The sequence below is a fragment of the Rhodobacteraceae bacterium LMO-JJ12 genome, from assembly GCA_021555075.1.
Taxonomy (GTDB): domain Bacteria; phylum Pseudomonadota; class Alphaproteobacteria; order Rhodobacterales; family Rhodobacteraceae; genus JAKGBX01.
In genome coordinates this window covers 588,737-613,182 of record JAKGBX010000001.1, presented here as the reverse complement: position 1 = coordinate 613,182, position 24,446 = coordinate 588,737, and the positions used below count along the sequence as shown (strand labels likewise).

The following is a 24,446-nucleotide window of genomic DNA, read 5'->3' as shown; positions in this document are numbered from 1 at the left end:
CCCGTCGCAAAAAATTAATTTGATCCAGATCAAATTCTGCCGTTGCTCCGCCCTGCCCCACATCCTAAAAACAGCATTGGATAGATGCGCGGATTCCGTCGGTTTTCGCGCAAATGCATATGCAACAGGAGGCACCGCATGGCAGACGCAGCCATTCACGGCCACGAACATGAAGATAATCGCGGCTTCTTCACCCGCTGGTTCATGTCGACCAATCACAAGGACATCGGGCTACTCTACCTGATCGTCTCCGCCGTCGTCGGCCTCATCGCCGTTATTTTCACCGTCTTCATGCGGCTCGAACTGATGTACCCCGGCGTGCAGTATATGTGCCAGGAAGGGTTCTACCTGTTCTCGACCCCTGAGACCTGCACACCCAACGGCCACCTCTGGAACGTGCTGATCACCTATCACGGTGTTCTGATGATGTTCTTCGTGGTGATTCCGGCGCTATTCGGCGGTTTTGGCAACTTCTTCATGCCGCTCCAGATCGGCGCGCCCGATATGGCCTTCCCGCGGATGAACAACCTTTCCTTCTGGATGTATGTGGCAGGTGTTGCGCTTGGCCTCGCCTCGCTGTTTTCGCCCGGCGGCAATGGTCAGCTTGGCTCAGGTGTGGGCTGGGTGCTCTATCCACCGCTTTCCACGACCGAATCAGGCATGTCGATGGATCTCGCGATCTTTGCCGTGCACGTTTCTGGCGCGTCCTCGATCCTTGGTGCGATCAACATGATCACCACCTTCCTCAATATGCGCGCGCCTGGCATGACGCTCTTCAAGGTGCCGCTGTTTGCCTGGTCGATCTTTATCACCGCCTGGATGATCCTTCTGGCCCTGCCCGTTCTGGCCGGTGCCATCACCATGCTGTTGACCGACCGGAACTTCGGAACCACCTTCTTTGATCCTGCCGGCGGCGGTGATCCGATCCTCTATCAGCACATCCTGTGGTTCTTTGGCCACCCGGAAGTGTATATCGTGGTTCTGCCCGGCTTCGGCATCGCCAGCCATGTGTTCGCCACCTTCTCGCGCAAACCCGTCTTCGGCTATCTGCCGATGGTCTGGGCGTTGATTGCGATTGGTGCCATCGGCTTTGTCGTCTGGGCGCACCACATGTATACCGTGGGCATGTCGCTCTCCCAGCAGTCCTACTTCATGCTGGCCACGATGGTGATCGCGGTGCCGACAGGCATCAAGATTTTCTCGTGGATCGCGACCATGTGGGGCGGCTCGCTTGAGTTCAAGACGCCGATGCTTTTCGCACTCGGCTTCCTGCTTCTCTTCACCATTGGTGGCGTTACTGGCGTTGTGCTGTCCCAGGCAGGCATCGACCGCGCCTATCACGATACCTACTATATCGTGGCGCATTTCCACTACACCATGTCGATGGGTGCGGCCTTTACCATCTTCGCCGGGGTCTATTTCTGGTTCGGCAAGATGACCGGGCGGCAATACCCAGAGTTCTGGGGCAAGCTGCATTTCTGGATGTTCTTCATCGGCGTCAACCTGACCTTCTTCCCCCAGCACTTCCTGGGCCGCCAAGGTATGCCGCGTCGCTACATCGACTATCCAGAAGCCTTCGCCTACTGGAACTATGTCTCCAGCTGGGGCGCATTGCTCAGCTTCGCATCGTTCATCCTGTTCTTTGGCATCGTATTCTATTCGCTCTTCCGTGGCGCGAAAGTGACCGAGGACAACTACTGGAACGAATACGCCGATACGCTGGAATGGACCGTGTCCTCACCTCCCCCCGAACATACGTTCGAAATCCTCCCCAAGCGGGAAGATTGGGACAAGGGCCACAGCCACTAAGAGCCCAGGCACTTACCGAAAACACGAACAGGGCTCCGGATCATTCCGGGGCCCTTTTCAATCCCCGCCTTCTCTACCCTCCCCTCCATGGCGCGCGCTGACATGACTTCACAGCCCACTCGCTCGATCCTGCTCTGTTCCACGCCCCGCTCGGGCAGCACGCTGTTGTGCTCACTACTGGCCGCGTCTGGCGTGGCCGGACGGCCCGAGTCATGGTTCCGCCGCCAGGACCGCGCCGAATACGCCGCCGACTGGGATGTTGCCGCCGATGATTTCCCCGCGTTCCTGCAAGCCGCTATCGCCGCAGGTCAGAGCCGTGATGGCACCTTCGCCTGCCGCCTGATGGCCGACACCCGCGAAGAACTGCTGACCGAGTTGCGCACCACCTTCCCCGAGCGTCCCGACGCCGCGCTTCTCACCCGTGCTTTCGGCCCGATGCATTACATCTTCCTCACCCGCCGCGACAGCGTCGCCCAGGCGATATCGCGCTATCTGGCCGAAACCGGCGGTCTCTGGCACCGCAACTCCGATGGCTCGGTGCGCGAAGCAAACCCCGGTTCCAGCAACACCGAGCCCGCGTATGACTACGCCGCAATCGACGCCTACCGTGCCGAAGCCGTATCCGCCGCCGCAGGCTGGCGCGCCTGGTTCGCCGGGCAGGGTATCAAGCCGCTCGAAATGACCTATGAAGCCCTCGCCGCCGATCCGCCCGCCGCCGCCCGGCTTCTGTCCCGCCTCGGGCTGACGCCGCGCGCGCCCCTGCGGGCCGCAACCGCAAAACTGGCCGACGCGCGCAACGCCGAATGGGCCGCGCGTTTTCACGCCGACCGCCCCAAGGCGCGCTGACCCATGCCCTATGAATGGTCCACAACCGTCAACCAAACCCGCCAGCTCACCCTCTGGCCTTGGCGCTCTCTGCCCCGGCGCGGCTTTGCAGCGATCATCATGTTCGCCTTTACCTTCATCACCGTGCCACTCTATGGCCTTCTCGGAACCGTGTTCTTCTGGAGCCTGCTGCCGTTCCTGATGCTGGCGCTGGCGGGCCTGTGGTGGGCGTTGCAACACACCTATCGCACCGCCGAAGTGCTCGAAGTGCTGACCATCTCACCGCACGAGACATATCTCACCCACCAGCCGCGCAAGGGGGACATCCTGGAATGGCGCTGCAATACCTTCTGGGTGCGCGCGCAAATCTACCCCGTCGACGGCCCGGTGCCGCACTACATCACGCTTACCGGAAATGGCCGCGAGGTCGAACTGGGAAGCTTCCTGTCCGAGGAAGAGCGCAGACGCTTGATCTCGGAGCTCGAATCCGCACTGGCCGAGATTAAAACCGGCGCGTGATGAAGCGCGCCCGTTACGCCGAAGGTGACGGCATCCTCACCCGCACCACCGCGTCGATCTTCCAGCCTTCGGGCCCTTCGATCATGGCATAGTCAAACAGGTAAACCTCGCCGTGCAGGTCGCGATAAAGCACCCGCTGCCACAGCGCGCCGCCCTCTTCCCGCAAACCCAGAAATTGCATGTCGACCGGGTTGAGCATCACGCCAAAGCCCTGCCGCACCATCGCTTCAAAATTCTGCGGATCGCGGAAAATGCGTTGAATGTTCGGGCTGGCATATTCAAACGCCGCTGCGAATTCGCCGCCGCGAAAGGCTTCGATCTGGCTTTTGATCGTGGCCTCTATGCCGTCTTCGGCCCGCACCGATACGGCCGCAAAAGCCAGCGCCAAGGCAAGAAAAATCCGCTTCATCCCACGATACTCCCTCTCAAGCGCCCACACCCCACAGCGACACCAGCAGGGGCCGGGGCGGGCCGCTCAGCCCCGCATCACCCGCCCATCTTACCACAAAAAGCGAAACGCCCGGCGCAATTCGGCCACGCCGTTCTCTCGATACCAGCGCCCGTGCGCAACGATCACGGCTTCCGGCTGCCAGCCGATCATCCGCTCCACCGCCGCGCGCAACGTCTGGCGATGCCCCGAAAAGGTGGCCCGCATATCGCGCGGCATCTGCCCGTCCGGGTCGACAATCCCCGCCATGCGCGCAAAAATCCGCATCCACCATGGCAGGTTCCCCGCCTCGAAATTCTCGATCAGATCGGTCAGAACCAACGTTCTTGACGCGCCATGAAAAAATACGGCCTCATGATGCACCCGACTGCCGCGCACGATCATCTGCTCGATCTCGCGCGCCCAGGGGCTTTCCGCCTCGTCCCCCAGATCACGATCAAACGTGATCGCCATCCCCTTCTTGTCTGCCCGTTTCTTCACCCCCGGCGCAGCCCAGGCCACCGCCTCGGGAAATGCCGCCTGCCACGCCGTCACATAGGCGTAGTGGATCCAATTGGGCGCAATCAGGTGCCGCACCGGCCCCAACGCCGCCACCTCCGCGCGCAAATCTTCTGTCAGATGGGTCGGGGAATGCACCCAGAGATCGCCATTCGCCAAACGCACCACCGTGGCCCGCGTCGAAAACGGCATGCCGTAAAACCGGATCGCAGGCCCATCCACGATCCAGATCTCCGGCCCCACCGGCTTGAGCGTGTTCAGAGGTTCATACCCGGTTGTCATGGCGCCCAGGGTGCGCGTTCAGCGCACCCTGCGTCAACAGCCGCTCAGCTCAGATCGCCCGCCAAAGCCTTGCCAATCAGCGTGCGTGTTTCCTCGGCACCGTAGAATGCGATGAACCCGCCAAACCGCGGCCCCTGAGACGCCCCGAGCAACACTTCGTAAATCGCCGTGAACCAATCGCGCAGCGGCTCAAACCCGTGCAGTTTACCCACCGCAAAAACCAGCGATTGCAGGAATTCCTCATCGGTGAAATCCGCCTCTGGCACCGGCTCGTCATTATCCGCCGCCGCATTCTTGCGCGCGATCAGATCGCGGGCCTTCTCGCCATCGCCCAGCGCCGCCGCCAGGTCTTCCAGCGCGGCGCGCTCCTGATCGCTCGGCGCGCGATAGGTCTTAGCAGGTTTCACAAAATCATTGAAATAGCGCACCGCATAGCCCGCCGCCGCATCCATCCCCGGATGGGTTTGGGGCGTCGCATCGGGCGCATATTTGCCAATAAAGCCCCAAAGCACATCCTTGTCCTCGGCGCTCGACGCGCTGGCAAGGTTCAGCAGCATGCCGAACGACACCATCATATCGCTCTCGGGCACATCGCCGTTGTGGATATGATAGACCGGGTTGTTCACCTTCTGCGCCGCATCCTGCCCCGGATACGCCCGCAATTGCTGGTGATACTCATCCATCGCGCGCGGGATCACATCGAAATACATCCGCTTGGCCGTTTTCGGCTTTTGATACATGAAATAGCTCAGGCTTTCGGTGCTGGCATAGCTCAACCATTCATCAATCGAGATGCCGTTGCCGCTCGATTTCGAAATCTTCTGGCCCTGATCGTCCAAGAACAGCTCATAGGTGAAATGCTCTGGCGGGCGCACGCCCAATATCCGGCAGATCCCGTCATAGATCGGCGTATTGGTCGAGTGATCCTTGCCATACATCTCGAAATCCACGCCCAGCGCCGCCCAACGCGCGCCAAAATCCGGCTTCCATTGCAGCTTCACATTGCCGCCCGTCACTGGCAGCGTCCATTCCCGCCCGTCTTCGTCGTCAAACGTGATCTCGCCCTTTTCGGCGTCCACATTCTTCATCGGCACATAAAGCACCCGCCCGGTTTCGGGATGAATCGGCAGGAAGATCGAATAAGTCTGCTGACGTTCCTCACGCAAACTCTTCAACATCACCTTCATCACATCGTCATACCGCTCGACGCATCGCAGCAGGATTTCGTCAAACTGCCCCGAGCGATAGAATTCCGTCGCCGAGATGAATTCATATTCAAATCCGAAGGTATCCAGAAACCGGCGCAGCATGGCATTGTTGTGATCGCCAAAGCTGTCAAACTCGCCAAACGGGTCGGGCACGCTGGTCAGCGGCTTTTGCAGATGCTCTTTCAGCATCTCGGGATTGGGCACATTGCCCGGAATCTTGCGCATCCCGTCCAGATCGTCGGAAAAACAAATCAAACGCGTCGGAATATCACTGATCAACTCAAACGCCCGGCGAATCATCGTGGTGCGCAGTACTTCGCCAAATGTCCCGATATGGGGCAGCCCGCTCGGCCCATAGCCGGTTTCGAACAAAACATGCCCGCTCGCCGGCGGCTTCTTTTCATACCGCTTGAGCACGCGGCGCGCTTCTTCAAAGGGCCAGGCCTTGCTTTTGAGAGCAGCATCGCGCAGTTCCGACATGGAAGTTCTCCGAATCCTGCCGCGCGGCCTCTCCGCGCGGGCCTTCGTTTCCTAAAACGTTTCGAACTCGAGTTGAAGCACAGCTTGAGCCCGAAATGCCCTTAACACTCATTCGTCCGGGCCGTTTCGATACTTTTTTCGTGAATTAGCAAAAATCTCGAAACGCATTATTGTTCCCCCGGTCAGAGGTCAATATTCACTGGCGTAGCCCCGACCGCAAAGGACATCAAAGATGAACGATCAAACCTCCCATCCGCTGTCACCCCAGGACTGTCTAGTCGCGGTGATGATTGCCGTCTCGGCCTCGGATGAAAAAATCCGCACGTCCGAGTTGGTCAAGATCCAGACAACGGTGAACAACCTGCCGGTGTTCGGCGGTTATGATATCGACCGGATGAAGACCATGTCGCAAATCGTGTTCGATCTCTTCGATCAGGAAGACGGACTCGACGCCCTCTTCGGTCTCGTGCGCGACAACCTGCCCGAACAGCTCAACGAGACAGCCTATGCGCTGGCCTGCGATGTCGCGGCTGCCGACGGCTCGATCGGCGCGCAAGAACTGCGCCTGCTGGAAGAAATCCGCTACGAGCTGAACATCGACCGCCTGCACGCCGCCGCCATTGAACGCGGAGCGCGCGCACGTCACATGACGCTCTGAATGTTGCGTCTGGCGATCCTTTTGCTGCTCTGTCTTGCCGCGCCTCTCCGGGCGGGCGAGGTCGAGGCGCGCATCGACATCTCGGATCAGCAGATGACGGTCCTGCTCGATGGTGATCCGCTCCATGTCTGGCCCGTTTCCACCGCCCGCGCGGGTAAATTCACGCCCGTGGGCCTCTATTCGGTGCAATCAATGAAGCGGATGCATTATTCTTCGCTCTACAACAATGCGCCGATGCCCTGGTCGATTTTCTTCTCCGGCAATTTCGCCATTCACGGCACCGATCAAATCGCACGCCTCGGTACCCCGGCTTCCGCCGGCTGCGTTCGCATGCACCCTGATAATGCCGAAACGCTCTATCGTATGGTGCTCGAACACGGCCGCGCCAACACGCTGATCCACATCATGCCCTGATTCCGCAGGACCGCGTGCCAAAGCGTCTCACTCGAAACGCATTAGCACGCACCATTGCCGGGATCAGTCAGCGGCGAAACAATAGAGCAACCCTCCGCCACCGGTGCTGACCAACGCCTCCTGGCTGCACCCGCGCGATCCATGCGCCGAATTCCACGACGTATTGCCACCGCCATGACGGTCGTGATGGCCGACCTGCGCGCTGCCCTCGCCCGAACTGGTCCAGTTGGAACAGGTGTGATCGTCCGTGTCGCTGGGGAAATACGCCATGCCGTCCGCCATTGAACCCGTCAAGATGTCATGCTCGTTCGGCTGATCGCCAACCCCTTTGACAGGATTACCGCTCTCATCAAGCGCAGTGCTCTTGATGATGTTCGGGTTAAGGTGCAACTCGTCCAGATCCTTGGCAATCAACACTCCCTTGGCATTATACCAAGGCCCCGTGCCGATCCGATAACGTGCCGAAACCCCGCGCTTGCCCTCTTCCTGTGTGCTGAGATAGGCGCGCCATGTCCGCCCGCTGCTGCCTGCCGCTTCGGCCAAACTGGTGCAATGGGCGTCGGCCCCGTCAAGCCCGCCAAGATCGCCGCCATTGCCCAGCCCCTTGCTGCTCACGAAGAAGCCCATCGGCTGATCCTGCGCTGCCACAACCCCGGCACATGCCACAAGCGCCGCCGCAGTAAACGTGGTTAGTCTTGCAATCTTCATAATGATCTCCCTGAATATACTTTGAAACATCAGCTTCCCAAGCATCAGGGGGGGCGTCAACAAAACTTCGCGTGCGCGTGATCTGGCGCGCCAATGCGCTCATCCTCACCACACGCTTTGCCGGGCCTGACGGGCACGTCTGCCCACCTGCCGCTTCACGTCCCGTAAAGCGTGCCCCAGCGTTCAATCAGCTTTTGTTGCAGCTTCTTGGCTCGCCCGTTCCATCCCCGTGCGCCTTGCGGTCTTTCGCGCTCCTCGGGTCTCAGACGCGCGCGGATGTCCTCGTCTGCGGCGAAGATGGCAAAGGCCAACTCGGTGCCGTCCGGCGCGCGCATATACCCCGCCAGCGCGCTCACGAAATTCAACGTGCCGGTCTTGGCGAAAACCTTGATAGGATGGCTCTTGTCCACGCCGCCCTTGGAATTGCGCAACGCAATCGGCTTCAGCATGGGCTTCAAGGCGCCCACGGCATGAACCTTGACCAATGCGCGCGCCATATCCGCCGCCGTCAGCCGCGAAGCATCGCCAAGCCCGGAATGATCCACCAACCGCGCCCGGCTCATGCCCAGCGCACCCACCGCCCAGCGGCTCATTTCCGTCGCGCTGCTTTTCAGGTTCGCCGCCCCGCCCTTGCGTTTGACCGTCGCCGCCAGCCCGACCATCTCTGCCGTCAGGTTGTTGGAATATTTCAGCATGCCGCGCAATATGGTGCTCAACTCGGGGCTGGCATACGATGCCACAACCGAACCGCCGGGTTTCGATTGTTCCAGCCTGGGTTGCCCCAACACGATTCCCTGCGCGCGCGCAAAGGTGCGAAACACCTGCCCGGCATAGATCTCGGGCTGGCGCACCGGCAGCCAACGCGCCCCGCCATTGCCCAACGCTTTGCTGGCAACGGTCCAGTGTTCCACACCGCCCTTCTCACTATAGGTGTAAACCGGCACGGCACGGTTCACGACCTGCATCCTGGCAACCGTCACTTCTGGGCGATACTTGTTTGAACGCGCATCCATGGTGGTGGTCCAGCCATTGCCGCCGCGCTTCCATTCAAAATGCACCCGGTTGTAATTCAACGCGATGCCACTGATCGCGGGGTTGTATCCAACGTGGTCGGGCTGCGCCCTGTCGATCTCGCGAAACCTCGGCAGCGCCCCACCCCAGACCTTGAATTGCCCGGTCACCTCGCGCACACCCGCCGCCTTCAGCTTGCTCGCCAAGGCGGCCAACGCATTGGTATCAAGCGTCGGATCACCCCCGCCCGCCAACACCAGATCACCCTTCAGAACGCCGCCCTGCACCGGTCCGGTGGCGATCAACCGGGTGTGGAAGCGATGCCCCGCGCCCAGCGTATCAAGCGCATATAGCGCCGTCACCGCCTTGGTTACGCTGGCAGGTGGTTGCGCCAAATCCCCCTCGCGCGCCTCCAGAACCAGCCCGCTCTTGGTGTCAACCACCGCAAAAGCCACATGCCCACCCAGCTTGGCCTCCCGCACCAGGGCTGCCGCACTCGTCGCCTGTGCCTTGGTGGCCACCTTCGCCCCTGCGCCGTTGCGCACCAGCGGGCGCAATACAGGACGCAGCGACGTCTTGGGCGCGTCGGCCCATGCAGGAAGGCTGACCCCTGCCAGCCCGGCCCCCAGAAAAAACCGTCTCGAAATACGCTGTCTCATACGGGTGACTTAATCCCAAGGCATGGCTTTGAGCAAGCCATCAGAACGTCTCTCACAGTGGATTTACCTCGACCCGCCCCAATCGCCCCGCGCCCGTATCTCGCTCGACGAGATATCCAGCATCGGCACATTCACAAAACACCACCGCGGCGCCTTCCCCTGCGCCAGCGCGGGCGCCTCTCGCCCCCTCAACCTCGCAAAGCGATAGATATCGGCCGCCTTGGCATGGCGCGCGGCAATCCGCTGACCGGGGCGCGCCAAAACACCGATCAGCACGTTTTCCATGATCCAGCGCCAATCCTGCCACTGATCAAACTCGCGCAGGTTATCCGCCCCCATCAACCAGACGAATCGCACCCCCGGACACGCCGCCATCAGCGCCTTCAGCGTCTGCGCCGTATACCTCGTGCCCACACGTGCCTCGAAATCGGTAATCTTCACCTTTGGGTGGTCCATCACCTGGCGCGCCCTCGCCATCCTCTGCGCCAAGGGCGCCGGGCCGCGCACCTTGAGCGGATTGCCCGGTGACACAAGCCACCAAACCTCGTCCAGCGCAAACCGCTTCAACGCCTCGCGGCTGATATGCGCATGCCCCTCATGCGCCGGATCAAACGATCCGCCCAGCAACCCCACGGTCTGCCCCGCGCGCACATATGGAAGCCCAGACTTCATCCAATCGCTTGTCACCCTGCACGGCCTGACAAGTCAACGCGAAACCCATGCTTCATCTTGCCTTAAATATCCCCGCGCGGAGCGCTCCCGCCCCATCCACGCGCACAGCGATCACTCCGATTGCCCCCGCCCGCCACACGCGCTATCACCACCGCTGACATCGCACCATTCGCGCAGATTCCGACAAGAGACGAGGGCACCATGGCTTCCTATCAATATGTCTACCACATGCAGGGCGTCTCCAAGACCTACCCCGGCGGCAAGAAATGTTTTGAAGACATCCATCTCAACTTCCTGCCCGGCGTAAAAATCGGTGTGGTCGGCGTCAACGGCTCGGGTAAATCGACCCTGATGAAGATCATGGCCGGGATCGACAAGGATTTCTCGGGCGAAGCCTGGTCCGCCGAAGGCGCGCGCGTCGGCTATCTGCCGCAGGAACCCCAACTCGACCCAAACCTGAACGTGCGTGAAAACGTCATGCTCGGCGTCGCCGCCAAAAAAGCCATCCTCGATCGCTATAACGAATTGGCGATGAACTATTCCGATGAAACCGCCGACGAAATGGCCGCCCTGCAAGACGACATCGACGCCCAGAACCTCTGGGATCTCGACAGCCAGATCGACGTCGCGATGGAGGCATTGCGCTGCCCCCCCGACGATGCCGACGTGGCTTCGCTTTCTGGCGGGGAAAGCCGCCGTGTCGCGCTGTGCAAACTCTTGCTCGAAGCGCCCGACATGCTCTTGCTCGATGAGCCGACCAACCACCTTGACGCTGAAACCATCGCCTGGCTGCAACAGCACCTGATGGATTACAAAGGCACCATCCTGATCGTCACCCACGACCGGTATTTCCTTGACGATATCACCTCATGGATTCTCGAACTCGACCGCGGTCGCGGCATCCCTTACGAGGGCAATTATTCTGCATGGCTCGAACAAAAGGCCAAACGTCTGGCCCAGGAAGCGCGCGAGGATAAATCCAAGCAGAAAACACTGGAACGCGAACTCGAATGGATGCGTCAGGGTCAAAAAGCGCGCCAAGCCAAGCAAAAAGCCCGGATCAACGCCTACAACGATCTCGCCAATCAGTCCGAGCGCGAAAAAGTGGGCCGCGCCCAGATCGTCATCCCCAACGGCCCGCGCCTCGGCTCCAAGGTGATCGAGGTCAACGGCCTCAAAAAGGCGATGGGCGACAAGCTCTTGATCGAAGGCCTTGATTTCTCGCTGCCCCCCGGCGGCATCGTCGGCGTGATCGGCCCGAACGGGGCCGGCAAATCGACCCTGTTCAAGATGCTGACGGGTCAGGAAACGCCCGATGCAGGCACGGTTGAATACGGCGATACGGTCAAACTCTCCTATGTCGATCAATCACGCGACGATCTGGCGGATAATGATAACGTCTGGGAGGCCATCTCGGGCGGTGCCGAAATCATCGAGTTGGGCGATGCCCAAGTCAATTCCCGCGCCTATTGCTCGGCGTTCAACTTCAAGGGCGGCGATCAACAGAAGAAAGTCTCGCTCTTGTCCGGCGGGGAGCGCAACCGCGTCCACATGGCCCGCCTCTTGAAAGAAGGCGGCAACGTGCTGCTGCTCGATGAACCGACCAACGACCTCGACGTCGAAACCCTGCGCGCCCTCGAAGACGCCCTCGTCGATTTCGCCGGCTGCGCCGTGGTCATCTCACACGACCGCTTCTTCCTTGACCGGATCTGCACGCATATCCTGGCGTTCGAAGGCGAAGCCCACGTCGAATGGTTCGAAGGCAACTTTGAAGACTACGAGGAAGACAAGAAGCGCCGTCTGGGGGCGGACGCGCTGGAACCTAAGCGGTTGAAGCATAAGAAGTTTTCGAGGTAAGGCCAGCTCACTAGGTTGCCCAGCTCAATTTAACGAAAGAACTCGGGCGGTCTTCGGACCGCCCTTTCATTTTCACCACATACCCGGGTAGCACCCGACCGCGGGTCGAAGGCCGTCTTGCAAACGCTCCAGTGGAGCGTTTGAGGCCGCAGAGGGCCGTCAGGCCCCGGGGGTGACGAAGTCGCGCCCGCCCATGGGGGCGCTCAGGCGCGGCGAAAACGCGGGGCGTTTCCGCTGAGTGCCTTACTTCAACGACGCAGTATCGGTCGGCCTCTCGTGCATTGCTGCGCAATACACTGCCGGCTTACGCGCCCACTTCGTGGACGCTAAGGCGCGGCGCAAACGCGGGGCGTTTCCGCAGAGTGCTTTACTTCAACGACGCAAACTTCGGGTCTCCATTAACCGCCACAACCCGCCCCGGCGTCAACTTGCCTGAATCCACCTCCCCTAAAGAATCTCTTGCTTTTTATCCCGCATACCCCCATATGCCCCCTTGCAGACGTTATTCTATTTCGACCCACTGTCTCCCTTCAAACGGCGTTCAGTCCCTCGATCCAGACCGACTACGCCAGGCTGTCGCACCTACGCGGGCAGCATTTATAGGAGACTACGGATATGGCCAATGGCACCGTAAAATGGTTCAACACAACTAAAGGCTTCGGCTTCATCGCACCGGAAACCGGTGGCAAGGACGTTTTCGTCCACATCAGCGCCGTAGAGCGTTCGGGCCTCACCGGCCTGGCCGATGACCAGAAAGTTACGTTCGACATCGAACCCGGCCGTGACGGTCGTGAAGCCGCGATCAACATCGCGCTGGCATAAGCCACATAAATTCTGATTCGTCAGGATTGCGAAGGGTGCATGATTTCATGCACCCTTTTTCGTTGCCTCCGCCGCTTTTACCCACCGCACCGCACGCCGGATTAACCTAATTCGACGTTAACCTTTGCAATCAACCCGGCAGCCGGACAGCAGCCGGACGGTGCACGCAAATCACCCCCCGCATCCGCATTGCCACAAGCCATTAACGTTTTCGTGGGGTGCGTTGAGAAACTCTTCAAATTGCGCTATCGATTCCCCATATATATTTCAGTGAAACACCAGAGGCCCGCTCATGATTTCTCGTCGTAATTTTCTTGCCAGTACCGCTGCCACCCTTGCCACGCCCTCCATCGTGCGCGCATTCGAGCTTGATCCGATCCTTCTGCCACAAGAGGTCAGGGTCGGTCCGAGCTACGCTCCGGGTCAGCTTTTGGTCCTGCCCAAGGCGCATTTCCTCTATTTCATCACCGCGCCGCGCACCGCACTGCGCTATGGCGTTGGCGTCGGCAAAGCTGGTCTCGATTTCACCGGCACCGCCACGATCTCCGTCAAGAAAGAATGGCCCACCTGGCGCCCCACCAACGAGATGATCGAGCGCGATCCCAAAGCCTACGGCAAGTTCAAGGACAACGATTATGTTCAGCCCGGCGGCCCCGGCAATCCGCTTGGTGCGCGCGCGCTTTATCTCTTCAAGAACGGGCGCGACACCTATTTCCGCATCCACGGCACCACCGCGCCGAAATCCATCGGTCGCTCGGTCTCCAATGGCTGCATCCGCATGATCAACGAACATGTGATTGACCTCTACAAACGCGTGCCGGTTGGCACGGTCGTCACGGTGGTCTGATCCTTCGAAAGGCGAACTCCATGTCCTATACCTTCAACCGCATCATCACCGGCGCAAGCTTTGAAGACGTCGATGCCCGCACTCGCAAGGCCCTGTCTGACAAGGGTTTTGGGGTGCTGACAGAAATTGACGTCAAGGCCACGATGAAAAAGAAGATCGACAAGGACATGGAGGATTACCGCATCCTCGGCGCCTGCAACCCGACCATGGCCTGGGAGGCCATCGGGCTTGAACCGCGCGTCGGCGCGATGCTGCCATGCAACGTTATCCTGCGGTCGGTTGACGGTGGTGTAGAAGTCTCGGCGATCGATCCATCGGCCTCAATGGCCTCGATCGACAATGCCGGTCTGCAAGGCGTGGCTGGCGAGGTCGGCAAGATGTTGCAACAGGTGGTCGACGCGATCTGACCTGCCCCCCGGTTCTCAGGGGGGCTTTTACACTTCGGGAACCTGCCTCGGCTGCCCGTTCTCGTCAATCGCGACAAAGGTGAACACCGCTTCGGTCACCTTCTCGCGGTGTCCTTTCAGATGGCGCAGCGCCCAAGCCTCGGTGGCGATACCGATCGAGCTGCGCCCGACCCGTTGCACCCGCGCATAGACGCACAAAACATCGCCCACCTGCACCGGACGGATGAACTTCATCGCGTCCAGCGCCACCGTCGCCACCCGTCCCTGCGCCCGTTCTGACGCAACAATCCCGCTGGCCGTGTCCATCTGGCTCAGCACCCATCCGCCGAAAATGTCGCCGTTCACATTCACATCGGCAGGCATCGCCTGCGTGCGCAACATCAGATCACCCTGCGGTTTTTCGGCTTCGTTCATTGCTGGCTTCTCCCAGTTAATCATTTGTCAACGCGTTCCGCCTTACACTCGAGGCCGGGATGAGACGGAGCGCAACGCAACCTATGAATACTTCACAGCAACTTGCCAAAAAACCGATGATTCAGCTTTGGGCACGACGCTTCAGGGATATGCCCCGAAGATCCCGTAGATACCAGCAATTTCCCGCTTCTCCATCCTTGAACCAGAAGCGCGCCTTACTTCTGGCGTATTTTCATTGATAATTCGAAGGACGGGGCAGAAATTACAAAGGCGAACACATGGTAATCATGATCGTGTTCTTGTCAGGCATCGCAGCAATGATCAGCGCTCTCGTGGCACTGATCGGATTCGATGTCAGTTGGTCACAGATGCTGGTGATCTATCTCGTCGCGGCAAGCCTGCCCGCCGCATTGATCATGGCAACGACCTATCTGCACATGCTGATCAAAGGCGCATTTGGCGCCCCGGAATCGGCTGTCGAGGTTCAGCGTATCCGCTAAAGCGTCTCAAAATGACCCTCGCTCACGCGCTTGTTTTGCAACACCCACGACATGGATGTCTTGCGTGGCGTTTCCACTTAGCCCTGTCACAAGTCCAGCCAGAAACGCTTTCAAGCACCCGCTCTTAGACGGCGCCCTTTACCCAAGACACGATTGAGGCCGCTGGCATGGCGCCCGATTGCCGCGCCTTTTCGCGCCCGCCACGGAAGCCCGCCATGGTCGGAATACCGCGAATTCCATAGGCCTGACCCGCCTTGGGATGCTCTTCGGTATTCACTTTCACCAGACGCGCCTTGCTGCCAAGCTCTTGTGCAGCCTTGGAAAACTCCGGCGCCATCTGCCGGCAAGGTCCGCACCACGGTGCCCAGAAATCCACCACGAGCGGCAGATCATCGTTGCGCGCCGCCTTTTGCAGCGTGGCGAAATCCACCTCCACTGCCTTGTTGCGGATCAACGGCGCCCCGCAGGTGCCGCACTTCGCTCCACTGCCCAACTTGTCTTGGGGCACCCGGTTGACCTGCGCGCAGTCAAGGCACGTTACTTTCAAGGAATTGGCCATTTCAGCCTCCACTCAAATCACATTCGATAACTAATATATGTTAGCAAACCTGAATTGAAAGCCCCGGATCTCAGCTTTTCAGCACTCGATCAGTCAGGTTCAATCGCCCGGCAACAATCGGCTTCATCGCCACCGCCAAATCAGGCTCAGCCGCAATCAGCAGCTCCAACTCATCCAGACGATTCGTCGCCACCAATTGCAGCGCATCCTCGCGCACACCACCGTGCGCATTGCGCGGCATCGCTGCCACAGGTTGCACCAACTCGGCCTGCGCTTCAGGCACCAACGCGCGCAGCTCCGCCGCTCCCAAGGCGGTCTCGGCAAAGGCGTAAACCCCAACGCCCCGCGCCGGAAGCGCATAGGTGAACAGTGCGACTTCCCCAATCCCGGGTTGCGCCAACGCCTTGCGCACCGCCGCGCCATCACGCGCGATCCGGTCCTCGGTCCCCTCACCGTCCGACCAATTCATCAGCCGACGCGTCACGAAATTATAGATCCGCTTGCCCGTTGCCATCCAGAGCCGCGTTGGCAACGCCTTTTGCGCCAGCATCCGTCGCTCTGTCGCGGTCAGTAAGTGCGGCGCAAAATTGCGTTTCTGCTTCAACAAATGACGCAAATCCTCGCGTGCCATCACCCGGAAAATCTTGCCCCGGCGGCGATGCACACTGGCCAGTTGAAAATCAATCACCGCCGCGCGCCCGTCCGGCGCCATGAGCCAATTCTGCGGCTTGGCAATATCGTTATGGGTCACACCACGTCTGCGCATTTCGCGCAGCAACCGCTTGGCATCCTTGAACCATTTAGCCTCACCGGGCCGGGCCAACTGCAACGGCGTGCCATGCGACCAACTACGCAACAACCCCACCTTATCGACACGCAACAGCTCGGGAACGCCCTCGATCCCGCTCACGGCGCGCAATCCACGCACCTCCTTGCGGGCCAGAAACCATGCCAAAGGTTTGGCCCACCACGGCACGCCATCAAGTTTGCGCAGAACCACCTTGCGCACCGGATCTTCGGCCAGATGCCCGGAAATCGTCTCGGAAAACACATCCCGTTTCAGCACCGTTTCCGGCACGAATGTCATGCTGTCGGGCAGGTTGGCCATCAGGCGCTCCAAATAGAAAATCCGGGGCCAGCAATAGCCCCGGATCGCATCACATGTCCATGATGGCTTAGTCGTTGGCGCTCGACCAACCAGAAACCGCTTTGACCTCAAGGAAGTCTTCGATGCCGTAAACCCCGCCTTCGCGCCCGTTGCCCGATTGCTTCATCCCGCCAAAGGGTGAACCCGCACCGCGCGGCTGGCCGTTCATCTCGACCATGCCCGAGCGTAATGCGCGCGCCATCTTGTTGAGCCGCGCACCGTCTTGGGTCTGAACATAGTTGGTCAAACCATAGGGCGTATCATTGGCCATCTCGATGGCCTCTTCCTCGGTGTCAAACGGCGAGATCGACAGAACCGGCCCAAAGATTTCCTCGCGGTAAATCCGCATGTCCGGGGTCACATCGGCAAAAACGGTCGGGCGCACGTAATACCCTTTGTTCAGCCCATCGGGACGACCCGTGCCCCCGGCAACAAGCCGCGCACCCTCGTCAATCCCGGCCTGAATGAGGTCCTGAATTTTGCCCCATTGCACCGCGTTCACCACCGGGCCGATATGGCGCCCTTCCTCATGGGCATTGCCGACGCTGACAGAACTGGCCACTGCGGCCGCTTCTTCCACCGCCGCGTCGTATTTTTCGCGCTGCACCAACATCCGGCTCGGCGCGTTACAGCTTTGACCGGTGTTGTTCATCATGTGCAGCACACCGCGCTTTACCGCCTTTTCGTCGGCATCGGCAAAGACCACATTGGCCCCTTTGCCGCCCAGCTCCAGATGCACTTTCTTCAACGTATCAGCAGCCGCTTTCGAAATCAGCGTGCCCGCCCGTGTCGATCCGGTAAAGCTCACCATATCGACACCTTCGTGCGCCGAAAGCTGGCTACCAACGCCCACACCATCACCATTGACCAAGTTGAACACACCCGGCGGGAAACCCGCCTCGTCCATCATCTCGGCGAACAGCATCGCGTCAAGCGGCGTCTCCTCCGACGGTTTCAGGATCATGGTACACCCCGCCACGGCTGCGGCCCCAACCTTCAACGTCACTTGGTTCATCGGCCAGTTCCAGGGCGTGATCAGAGCGGCCACACCCACGGCCTCATAAATGATCCGGTCGTCTGGCGCGTGATCTCCCAGCGGGCGAATAAAATCAAACCCTTTTGCGGCACGCACAAAGTTCTTCAGATGGCTATAGCCAGAACCCCATTGCGCCGATTTCGCCATATCAATCGGGGCGCCCATCTCCATCGAGATCAGCTCGGCCATCTCGCCTGCGCGCGTCTTGTAAATCTCGACCAGCTTCTCAACCAGTGCGATGCGCTCTTCCTTGGGCGTCGCCATCCAGCCGGGAAGTGCCGCCTTGGCCGCTGCAACTGCTGCGTCCGTATCGGCCTGCCCGCCCAGCGAGATCACCGCCACCGCCTCTTCTGTCGAGGGGTCGATTACCTCATGGTCCTTGCCCTCGATCGGGTCGACCCATTTGCCATTGACGTAGAACTGCCGCTTCTCGATCATTGCATTTCCCTCTCGATTTGCCTCAGGCCGCACAGGCCGCTTGATCTGGATTCGCGACACTCTGTCATTGTGACCAGAAACCCGCAAGACAGGGGGTGTAAAAACACTGCGACACAGCATAGCTATACGGTAACGAGTTAACCAAACCCAGAAAAAGGAGCCGAACCATGGGCCTTCGTATCAATGACATCGTTCCCAATTTCACCGCCGACACAGATCAGGGCAAGATCACCTTCCACGACTGGATCGGCGATTCTTGGGCGATTCTCTTCTCTCACCCCAAGGATTTCACACCTGTCTGCACCACCGAATTCGGTGCCGTGGCACAACTGGCCGATGAATGGGCCAAGCGGGGCACCAAGGTGATCGGCATTTCGGTCGATGGTGTCGAGGAACACAAGAAATGGAAAGGCGATATCGAAGGTTTTGCCGGTGCCAAGGCGGGTTTCCCGATCATCGCCGACACGTCGCTTGAGGTCTCCAAAGCCTTCGACATGCTGCCCGCCGATGCCTATCTTCCCGATGGCCGCACCCCCGCCGACAGTGCAACTGTGCGCTCGGTCTTCATCATTTCGCCCGACAAGAAGCTGCAACTGAGCATGACTTACCCGATGTCGGTGGGCCGCAACTTTGCCGAGGTGTTGCGCGCGCTCGACGGGCTGCAAGCCACCTATGGCGCGCCCATCGCGACCCCCGCCAACTGGGTCAAGGGCCAGGACGTGATCGTCGCTATGTCGCTCAATGACGAAGAGGCAAAAGCCAAATTCGGCAATATCGACATCAAACTGCCCTACCTGCGCACCACCGCCGATCCGAGCTGATCGAAAGCGCAGAAGCACAATTAAACACGGCCCCGTCCACTTCACCGGACGGGGCCGTTTTCGTCTCAAACACCATTCGGCTTGCTGTTCTAAAGCGGTTCGAGAAAAACTTGAATCACGAGTTTGTCTCGAAGCGCCCGCAACATTGATGTATTGCGCGGCGTTTCCACTTAATCCTGCCTCAGGTTTAAGTGGAAACGCTTTACTACAAACATCAACAACGGCTGCCGTGCGCAACGCAGGCAACCCAACACAACAAGAAAAGCCCCGGCGTTTCCACCGGGGCCTCTCTATCTTGCAAAAACCCTAGAAGGTTCAGTCGTCGTTTTTCTCTTCAGGCGCAGCTTCTTTGCCGGTTTCCTGATCGACCACTTTCATCGACAGGCGCACCTTGCCACGATCGTCAAAGCCCAGCAGCTTGACCCAGACTTCCTGACCTTCCTTGAGCACATCCGACGGATGGTTCAGGCGGCGGTTTTCGATCTGGCTGACATGCACAAGACCATCGCGCTTGCCAAAGAAGTTCACGAAGGCGCCGAAATCGACGATCTTCACGACTGTGCCTTTATAGATCGCACCTTCTTCCGGCTCGGCCACGATCGCGTGGATCATGTCATAGGCTTTCTGAATGGCTTCGCCATTTGGCGACGCAATCTTGATCACACCATCGTCGTTGATATCAACCTTGGCACCCGACACTTCGACGATCTCACGGATCACCTTACCACCCGACCCGATCACTTCACGGATCTTGTCGGTGGGGATGTTCATGGTCTCGATGCGCGGTGCGTGAACCGAGAAGTCGCCAGCACCCGAAAGCGCCTTATTCATCTCACCAAGGATATGGATACGCGCATCTTTGGCCTGAGCCAGCGCCTTTTCCATGATCTCGGGCGTGATGCCTGCAACCTTGATGTCCATCTGCAGCGACGTGATACCGCTTTCGGTCCCGGCCACCTTGAAGTCCATATCACCAAGGTGATCTTCATCACCAAGGATGTCGGTCAAGATCGCATACGAGCCATCTTCTTCCAGAATCAGACCCATGGCGATACCAGCAACAGCCGATTTCAGCGGAACGCCCGCGTCCATCATCGACAGCGATCCACCACAAACCGATGCCATCGAGGACGAGCCATTCGACTCGGTAATCTCAGACACCAGACGCAGGGTATAAGGGAAGTCGGTAGCCGCAGGCAGAACCGCCTGAAGCGCGCGCCATGCCAGTTTGCCGTGACCGATTTCACGACGTCCCGGGCCCATCACACGGCCAACTTCACCAACCGAATAGGGCGGGAAGTTATAGTGCAGCAGGAAGTTGGATTTGAAGTTGCCATGCAGCGCGTCGATGAATTGCTCATCATCGCCTGTGCCCAACGTGGTCACAACCAAAGCCTGCGTTTCGCCACGGGTGAACAGTGCCGAACCGTGTGTGCGCGGCAGAAGGCCGTTTTCACAAACAATCGGACGTACGGTCGTGGTGTCACGCCCATCAATCCGCTTGCCGGTTTTCACAACATCACCGCGCAGAATGCCCGCTTCCAGCTTCTTCATCGCCGCGCCAAGGTTGCCGTCTTCCAGCTGTTCCTCGGTCAGTGCCGCTTTGATCACTTCGCGGGCCGCAGCCACAGCCGCCGTGCGTTCTTGCTTGTCGGTATGGGCAAACGCTGCGCGCATGTCCTTTTCACCGGCTTTCTTCACCGCTTCAAAGAGTTCGCTATAATCCGGCGGGGTGAAGTCAAACGGCTCTTTCGCTGCATCTTCGGCCAGATCAATGATCAGGTCGATCACCGGCTGAATGGCGTCATGGGCAAATTTCACCGCACCCAGCATTTCAGCTTCGGTCAGCTCATAAGCTTCCGATTCCACCATCATCACGGCGTCTTTGGTGCCGGCCACAACCAGATCAAGACGTTGATCGGGGTTGTTGCGCAGATTGTGCATGTCGTCGACTTCAGGGTTCAGGATGTATTCACCATCCTCATAGCCCACGCGGCAGCCAGCAATCGGCCCCATGAACGGCGCACCCGACAGGGTCAGCGCGGCGCTTGCGGCAATCATCGCCACCATATCCGGGTCATTGACCAGATCGTGTGACAGCACAGTGCACATCACCAGAACTTCGTTCTTGAAGCCGGGGACAAACAGCGGGCGGATCGGACGGTCGATCAGACGCGCAGTCAGGGTTTCTTTCTCGGTGGGGCGTGCCTCACGTTTGAAAAAGCCGCCCGGCACTTTACCGGCAGCATAGTATTTCTCTTGATAGTGAACCGTCAGCGGGAAAAAGTCCTGCCCCGGTTTTTGCTTGCGGGCATAGGTCACGTTGGCCATGACCGATGTTTCACCCAATGTGGCGATGACCGAGCCATCTGCCTGACGAGCAACCTTGCCCGTTTCCAGAGTGAGGGTTTCTTCGCCCCACTCAATCGATTTCTTCGTTACGTTGAACATGTATCGTTTCCTGTAAGGGAGCACTCCCAGGCGTATCCCGGGTCTCCCGTTTCAATGGCGGCCCCATTGCCGCCGCCCCCAATCCTGTTGCACGCGCCCGGGGGCTCAATAGGCGTCACGTCTCAGATGTGGGCGCTATAGATGAGTTTGGGATGTTTGGAAAGGGGCGAGGTGATTGGCACATCGGCGCCACATACCCCGGTCATTCAATTTTTCTGCAAAAAATTGGTCTGGCCGCACTCTTTTCTGGAACAGCGGTAACCTGCTCATTCAGCACCGTGCATTTCTGGCTTCAATTGACCGTCAAAGCTGGACACAGGCTAGTTTGGTCGTGCATTCATTGCGGGTCTTCGGATTGATGCCGCTATTGCTGCTGTGAGGAAGCTTCAATTGAGAAAATACCCTCTGCCAGCGCTGTCACAGCTTCATACCTTCGAGGCTGTTGCGCGGCGGATGAGTTTCACCGCGGCAGCAGATGAGCTTTGCCTGACTCAAAGCGCCGTGAGCCGTCAGATCAGATCGCTGGAAGGTAATCTCGGGCGGTCGCTTTTCCTTCGCAAGCATCGTGCCATCGAACTGACACCCGACGGATACCGCCTGTTTGAAGCCATAACACGGGGGCTGGATGAAATCGCGGGTTGCGTTGGTGAATTGCGCGCTTCGACCGACCCGCCGCAGATCACTGTCGCGGCCTCCGTTGCGCTTTCCTATTTCTGGCTGATGCCCCGTATTGAACGCTTCGGCGCGCGTTATCCCGAGGTCGACCTGAGAGTTCTGGCAACGGATCAGGCGGTTGACCTGAAGAACCGGGATGCCGATGTCGCAATTCTCTACGGCGATGGCGGTTGGGAAGATATCCAAGCCCGACGGATGTTTGGCGAGAAGGTTTATCCGGTTTGCAGCCCCGGTTACCTGCGCGACCATCCAGAACTGCAACGCCCCAATGACATTCTGGACCAGACGCTGCTGCATCTGGATGGCGGCGGAACGATCTGGGGCGCGGTCGACTGGCGCGTCTGGTTGGCTCAACAAGGCGTCACGGGGCAGCCCGTGCGCCGAGGGATTCGCCTCAACAGCTATCCGATGGTTCTTCGGGGAGCCGAGGCCGGGCGGGGCATCGCGTTGGGGTGGAGCTACATCACCGACGAGATGCTGGCGAACGGGCAATTGGTATGCCCTGTTGACAGGCCGATCGAAACGACCAGCAGCTATTACATTGGCGCATCCGAAAAAAGAATGTCAGATCCGGCCGTTGCAGGGTTTATCCAGTGGATTATGGAGGAATGTGAAGGCCAATAGCATTTCGCATGTTCTGGGGGAATGGGACGCATTCGAAATAATCTCTTGAAAGATTGGGCATGCTTGCCCCTGCTTGATTGCAGGAATTCTGCGAGGTCTTTCATGCCAACGATTGCTGTTCGAAAACCCAACCGCCGGAGCCGCAACAGATCCGATGTTGCCCCGGTCATGCCTCCGATCAGCCCCGGCATGGTCGGCGGGCGGTATTGCCCGTTCACCTTCCCAGAGATGGAGCGCGTCCATCAGCTGGTGCTGCGACTGCTCGCCGAGCTCGGCTTGTCACAGATCACTCCAAGCCTGGAGGCCCGCGCCGTCGCGGCAGGGTGTACCGTGGATAGCAACGGTCGTTTGCTCTTTCCGCGCACATTGGTCGAAGACGTGATTGCCCGCACCCGGCGCAAGTTCACGCTGCACGGGATCGACCCGGCGCATGACATCGAAATCGGTGGGCGGCGCGTCCACACAGGTACGGGCGGCGCGGCCCCCACAATCATGGATTTTCACAGCGGCAAATACCGTGAAAGCTCGGTCGCCGATCTCTATGACATCGCCCGTCTGGTCGACCGGCTGGACAATATCCATTGGTATCATCGCTCGGTCGTGGCGCGCGATACGAAATCCATTCTCGATCTGGATATCAATTCAACCTATGCTTGCCTGTCAGGCACGTCAAAATCCATCGCCATCAGCTATACCGACAGCGCCAGCGTCAAGGCCGTGATGCCAATGCTTGATGCCGTTGCAGGTGGCGAGGGCAAGTTTCGCACCCGCCCCTTCTGCACCGCAGTCTGCTGTCACGTAGTGCCCCCAATGCGCTTTGCAACGGAAAGCTGTGACGCGCTCGAAGCGGCGGTCGAAGCGGGCATGCCGATCCTGCTGGTCGCGGCCGGACAGGCCGGCGCGACGGCCCCCGCAACGCTGGCCGGCGCCGTGGCCCAAGCCTGCGCCGAAGTTCTGGCCGGGCTCGTCCTGTGCAACATCATCGACCCGAACTGCCGCGGCATTTTTGCGACCTGGCCCTTTGTCAGCGACCTTCGCACCGGTTCGATGTCGGGCGGGTCCGGCGAACAGGCGCTGCTGTCGGCCGCCTGCGCCCAGATGGCGGGCTTCTACGATTTGCCGAATTCGGTACCCGCCGGCATGACCGACAGCAAGTTGCCCGACATGCAGGCGGGCGGCGAAAAGGGCTACACCATCTCCCTGGCGGCACATGCCGGGGCCTCGATGATCCATGAATGCGCGGGCATGCAAGGCTCGCTGATGGGAACAACCTTCGAAAGCTATGTGCTCGACAACGATCTGATCGGGGCGATCCTGCGCACGGTGCGCGGCGTCGAGGTCTCCGAAGATACGCTGAGTTTTGACGTGATCCGCGATGTCGTGCTTGGCGAAGGGCATTTTCTTGGCCATGCCCAGACCTACAATCGGATGAAGACCGATTACCTTTATCCAGATATCGCCGACCGGCGCAGCATCAGCGAATGGGAAGATGCCGGCGCCCGTGATGCGCGCGATGTCGCACGCGACAAGGTGCGCAAGATCCTCGCAGAAAACTACCCCAGCCATATCCCCGAGCAGGTGGATCGACGGTTGCGCGATAACTTCAATATCATTCTCCCCAGAGACCGGATGTTTGCCGGAAACGGCACCTGGTAGC

Annotated in this window: 24 protein-coding genes; 13 read left to right on the top strand and 11 right to left on the bottom strand. The window is 59.4% G+C overall.

The annotated features are described in order from the left end of the window. Positions 1-138: 138 nt before the first annotated feature. The 3 genes from LZG00_02915 to LZG00_02905 all read left to right on the top strand — a co-directional run bounded on the left by LZG00_02915 (position 139) and on the right by LZG00_02905 (position 3,153). Positions 139-1,809: a cytochrome c oxidase subunit 1 gene (locus LZG00_02915; GenBank protein MCF3592945.1), complete on the top strand. Its 1,671-nt coding sequence runs from the start codon at positions 139-141 to the stop codon at positions 1,807-1,809. 102 nt (positions 1,810-1,911) lie between these two features. After that, entirely contained in the window at positions 1,912-2,655 is a 744-nt protein-coding gene (locus LZG00_02910; GenBank protein ID MCF3592944.1) for a Stf0 sulfotransferase family protein, read from the top strand. 3 nt (positions 2,656-2,658) lie between these two features. Continuing rightward, complete coding sequence (locus LZG00_02905) at positions 2,659-3,153, top strand: DUF2244 domain-containing protein (protein ID MCF3592943.1); 495 nt, start codon at positions 2,659-2,661, stop codon at positions 3,151-3,153. Positions 3,154-3,166: 13 nt separating this feature from the next. Here the strand turns inward: LZG00_02905 and LZG00_02900 are convergent, their stop codons facing one another. The 3 genes from LZG00_02900 to LZG00_02890 form a co-directional block, all read right to left on the bottom strand. Then, complete coding sequence (locus LZG00_02900; protein ID MCF3592942.1) at positions 3,167-3,562, bottom strand: DUF4864 domain-containing protein; 396 nt, start codon at positions 3,560-3,562, stop codon at positions 3,167-3,169. Between the two features lie 90 nt (positions 3,563-3,652). Next, a complete protein-coding gene (locus LZG00_02895) occupies positions 3,653-4,381 on the bottom strand; it encodes a DUF4336 domain-containing protein (GenBank protein MCF3592941.1) in 729 nt (242 codons plus the stop codon). A gap of 44 nt (positions 4,382-4,425) precedes the next feature. Then, on the bottom strand, positions 4,426-6,069 hold the full coding sequence (locus tag LZG00_02890; GenBank protein ID MCF3592940.1) for a lysine--tRNA ligase: 1,644 nt from the start codon (positions 6,067-6,069) through the stop codon (positions 4,426-4,428). Between the two features lie 232 nt (positions 6,070-6,301). On the opposite strand from LZG00_02890, the gene LZG00_02885 reads away from it, so the two are divergent. Continuing rightward, positions 6,302-6,727, top strand: a complete 426-nt coding sequence (locus LZG00_02885; protein ID MCF3592939.1) for a tellurite resistance TerB family protein — start codon at positions 6,302-6,304, stop codon at positions 6,725-6,727. Then, positions 6,728-7,141 carry a L,D-transpeptidase gene (locus LZG00_02880; GenBank protein ID MCF3592938.1) on the top strand — a complete coding sequence of 138 codons (414 nt, stop codon included), beginning with the start codon at positions 6,728-6,730 and terminating at the stop codon, positions 7,139-7,141. 63 nt (positions 7,142-7,204) lie between these two features. Here the strand turns inward: LZG00_02880 and LZG00_02875 are convergent, their stop codons facing one another. The 3 genes from LZG00_02875 to LZG00_02865 all read right to left on the bottom strand — a co-directional run bounded on the left by LZG00_02875 (position 7,205) and on the right by LZG00_02865 (position 10,191). After that, entirely contained in the window at positions 7,205-7,849 is a 645-nt protein-coding gene (locus LZG00_02875) for a hypothetical protein (GenBank protein MCF3592937.1), read from the bottom strand. A 155-nt stretch (positions 7,850-8,004) separates the two neighbouring features. Further along, positions 8,005-9,519: a D-alanyl-D-alanine carboxypeptidase/D-alanyl-D-alanine-endopeptidase gene (gene dacB / locus LZG00_02870; GenBank protein MCF3592936.1), complete on the bottom strand. Its 1,515-nt coding sequence runs from the start codon at positions 9,517-9,519 to the stop codon at positions 8,005-8,007. A gap of 63 nt (positions 9,520-9,582) precedes the next feature. Then, positions 9,583-10,191, bottom strand: a complete 609-nt coding sequence (locus LZG00_02865; GenBank protein ID MCF3592935.1) for a nicotinate-nucleotide adenylyltransferase — start codon at positions 10,189-10,191, stop codon at positions 9,583-9,585. A 201-nt stretch (positions 10,192-10,392) separates the two neighbouring features. On the opposite strand from LZG00_02865, the gene ettA reads away from it, so the two are divergent. The 4 genes from ettA (at position 10,393) to LZG00_02845 (ending at position 14,124) form a co-directional block, all read left to right on the top strand. Continuing rightward, positions 10,393-12,048, top strand: coding sequence for an energy-dependent translational throttle protein EttA (gene ettA / locus LZG00_02860; GenBank protein MCF3592934.1), 1,656 nt, complete (start codon positions 10,393-10,395; stop codon positions 12,046-12,048). 615 nt (positions 12,049-12,663) lie between these two features. Next, positions 12,664-12,870: a cold-shock protein gene (locus tag LZG00_02855; GenBank protein MCF3592933.1), complete on the top strand. Its 207-nt coding sequence runs from the start codon at positions 12,664-12,666 to the stop codon at positions 12,868-12,870. Between the two features lie 292 nt (positions 12,871-13,162). Beyond that, a complete protein-coding gene (locus LZG00_02850; GenBank protein ID MCF3592932.1) occupies positions 13,163-13,717 on the top strand; it encodes a L,D-transpeptidase in 555 nt (184 codons plus the stop codon). Positions 13,718-13,737: 20 nt separating this feature from the next. Then, positions 13,738-14,124: a DUF302 domain-containing protein gene (locus LZG00_02845; GenBank protein ID MCF3592931.1), complete on the top strand. Its 387-nt coding sequence runs from the start codon at positions 13,738-13,740 to the stop codon at positions 14,122-14,124. 27 nt (positions 14,125-14,151) lie between these two features. On the opposite strand, the gene LZG00_02840 is transcribed toward LZG00_02845, so the two are convergent. Continuing rightward, positions 14,152-14,538: an acyl-CoA thioesterase gene (locus tag LZG00_02840; protein MCF3592930.1), complete on the bottom strand. Its 387-nt coding sequence runs from the start codon at positions 14,536-14,538 to the stop codon at positions 14,152-14,154. Positions 14,539-14,816: 278 nt separating this feature from the next. Here LZG00_02840 and LZG00_02835 point away from each other — a divergent pair, with 278 nt between their 5' ends. Beyond that, entirely contained in the window at positions 14,817-15,038 is a 222-nt protein-coding gene (locus LZG00_02835; GenBank protein MCF3592929.1) for a hypothetical protein, read from the top strand. Between the two features lie 124 nt (positions 15,039-15,162). Here LZG00_02835 and trxC read toward each other — a convergent pair whose 3' ends face one another. From trxC to LZG00_02820, 3 genes are all read right to left on the bottom strand, one after another. Then, positions 15,163-15,597: a thioredoxin TrxC gene (trxC, locus tag LZG00_02830; GenBank protein ID MCF3592928.1), complete on the bottom strand. Its 435-nt coding sequence runs from the start codon at positions 15,595-15,597 to the stop codon at positions 15,163-15,165. Positions 15,598-15,667: 70 nt separating this feature from the next. Continuing rightward, positions 15,668-16,705: a serine/threonine protein kinase gene (locus LZG00_02825; GenBank protein ID MCF3592927.1), complete on the bottom strand. Its 1,038-nt coding sequence runs from the start codon at positions 16,703-16,705 to the stop codon at positions 15,668-15,670. 67 nt (positions 16,706-16,772) lie between these two features. Next, entirely contained in the window at positions 16,773-18,218 is a 1,446-nt protein-coding gene (locus LZG00_02820) for an aldehyde dehydrogenase family protein (protein ID MCF3592926.1), read from the bottom strand. A 167-nt stretch (positions 18,219-18,385) separates the two neighbouring features. On the opposite strand from LZG00_02820, the gene LZG00_02815 reads away from it, so the two are divergent. Beyond that, entirely contained in the window at positions 18,386-19,039 is a 654-nt protein-coding gene (locus LZG00_02815) for a peroxiredoxin (protein MCF3592925.1), read from the top strand. 315 nt (positions 19,040-19,354) lie between these two features. On the opposite strand, the gene pnp is transcribed toward LZG00_02815, so the two are convergent. Next, on the bottom strand, positions 19,355-21,490 hold the full coding sequence (gene pnp / locus LZG00_02810; protein ID MCF3592924.1) for a polyribonucleotide nucleotidyltransferase: 2,136 nt from the start codon (positions 21,488-21,490) through the stop codon (positions 19,355-19,357). A gap of 390 nt (positions 21,491-21,880) precedes the next feature. Between pnp and LZG00_02805 the strand changes: the two genes are divergently transcribed. Together LZG00_02805 and LZG00_02800 are read left to right on the top strand one after the other, a co-directional pair. After that, positions 21,881-22,789: a LysR substrate-binding domain-containing protein gene (locus LZG00_02805; GenBank protein ID MCF3592923.1), complete on the top strand. Its 909-nt coding sequence runs from the start codon at positions 21,881-21,883 to the stop codon at positions 22,787-22,789. Between the two features lie 168 nt (positions 22,790-22,957). Continuing rightward, the gene (locus LZG00_02800; GenBank protein ID MCF3592922.1) at positions 22,958-24,445 is read left to right on the top strand and encodes a trimethylamine methyltransferase family protein; all 1,488 of its coding nucleotides are present in this window, start codon (positions 22,958-22,960) and stop codon (positions 24,443-24,445) included. Position 24,446: the final 1 nt, after the last annotated feature.

Coding starts and splice junctions, on each gene's coding strand:
- LZG00_02915 (MCF3592945.1), top strand. CDS start 139: ATGGCAGACGCAGCCATTCACGGCCACGAACATGAAGATAATCGCGGC.
- LZG00_02910 (MCF3592944.1), top strand. CDS start 1,912: ATGACTTCACAGCCCACTCGCTCGATCCTGCTCTGTTCCACGCCCCGC.
- LZG00_02905 (MCF3592943.1), top strand. CDS start 2,659: ATGCCCTATGAATGGTCCACAACCGTCAACCAAACCCGCCAGCTCACC.
- LZG00_02900 (MCF3592942.1), bottom strand. CDS start 3,562: ATGAAGCGGATTTTTCTTGCCTTGGCGCTGGCTTTTGCGGCCGTATCG.
- LZG00_02895 (MCF3592941.1), bottom strand. CDS start 4,381: ATGACAACCGGGTATGAACCTCTGAACACGCTCAAGCCGGTGGGGCCG.
- LZG00_02890 (MCF3592940.1), bottom strand. CDS start 6,069: ATGTCGGAACTGCGCGATGCTGCTCTCAAAAGCAAGGCCTGGCCCTTT.
- LZG00_02885 (MCF3592939.1), top strand. CDS start 6,302: ATGAACGATCAAACCTCCCATCCGCTGTCACCCCAGGACTGTCTAGTC.
- LZG00_02880 (MCF3592938.1), top strand. CDS start 6,728: ATGTTGCGTCTGGCGATCCTTTTGCTGCTCTGTCTTGCCGCGCCTCTC.
- LZG00_02875 (MCF3592937.1), bottom strand. CDS start 7,849: ATGAAGATTGCAAGACTAACCACGTTTACTGCGGCGGCGCTTGTGGCA.
- dacB (MCF3592936.1), bottom strand. CDS start 9,519: ATGAGACAGCGTATTTCGAGACGGTTTTTTCTGGGGGCCGGGCTGGCA.
- LZG00_02865 (MCF3592935.1), bottom strand. CDS start 10,191: ATGAAGTCTGGGCTTCCATATGTGCGCGCGGGGCAGACCGTGGGGTTG.
- ettA (MCF3592934.1), top strand. CDS start 10,393: ATGGCTTCCTATCAATATGTCTACCACATGCAGGGCGTCTCCAAGACC.
- LZG00_02855 (MCF3592933.1), top strand. CDS start 12,664: ATGGCCAATGGCACCGTAAAATGGTTCAACACAACTAAAGGCTTCGGC.
- LZG00_02850 (MCF3592932.1), top strand. CDS start 13,163: ATGATTTCTCGTCGTAATTTTCTTGCCAGTACCGCTGCCACCCTTGCC.
- LZG00_02845 (MCF3592931.1), top strand. CDS start 13,738: ATGTCCTATACCTTCAACCGCATCATCACCGGCGCAAGCTTTGAAGAC.
- LZG00_02840 (MCF3592930.1), bottom strand. CDS start 14,538: ATGAACGAAGCCGAAAAACCGCAGGGTGATCTGATGTTGCGCACGCAG.
- LZG00_02835 (MCF3592929.1), top strand. CDS start 14,817: ATGGTAATCATGATCGTGTTCTTGTCAGGCATCGCAGCAATGATCAGC.
- trxC (MCF3592928.1), bottom strand. CDS start 15,597: ATGGCCAATTCCTTGAAAGTAACGTGCCTTGACTGCGCGCAGGTCAAC.
- LZG00_02825 (MCF3592927.1), bottom strand. CDS start 16,705: ATGGCCAACCTGCCCGACAGCATGACATTCGTGCCGGAAACGGTGCTG.
- LZG00_02820 (MCF3592926.1), bottom strand. CDS start 18,218: ATGATCGAGAAGCGGCAGTTCTACGTCAATGGCAAATGGGTCGACCCG.
- LZG00_02815 (MCF3592925.1), top strand. CDS start 18,386: ATGGGCCTTCGTATCAATGACATCGTTCCCAATTTCACCGCCGACACA.
- pnp (MCF3592924.1), bottom strand. CDS start 21,490: ATGTTCAACGTAACGAAGAAATCGATTGAGTGGGGCGAAGAAACCCTC.
- LZG00_02800 (MCF3592922.1), top strand. CDS start 22,958: ATGCCTCCGATCAGCCCCGGCATGGTCGGCGGGCGGTATTGCCCGTTC.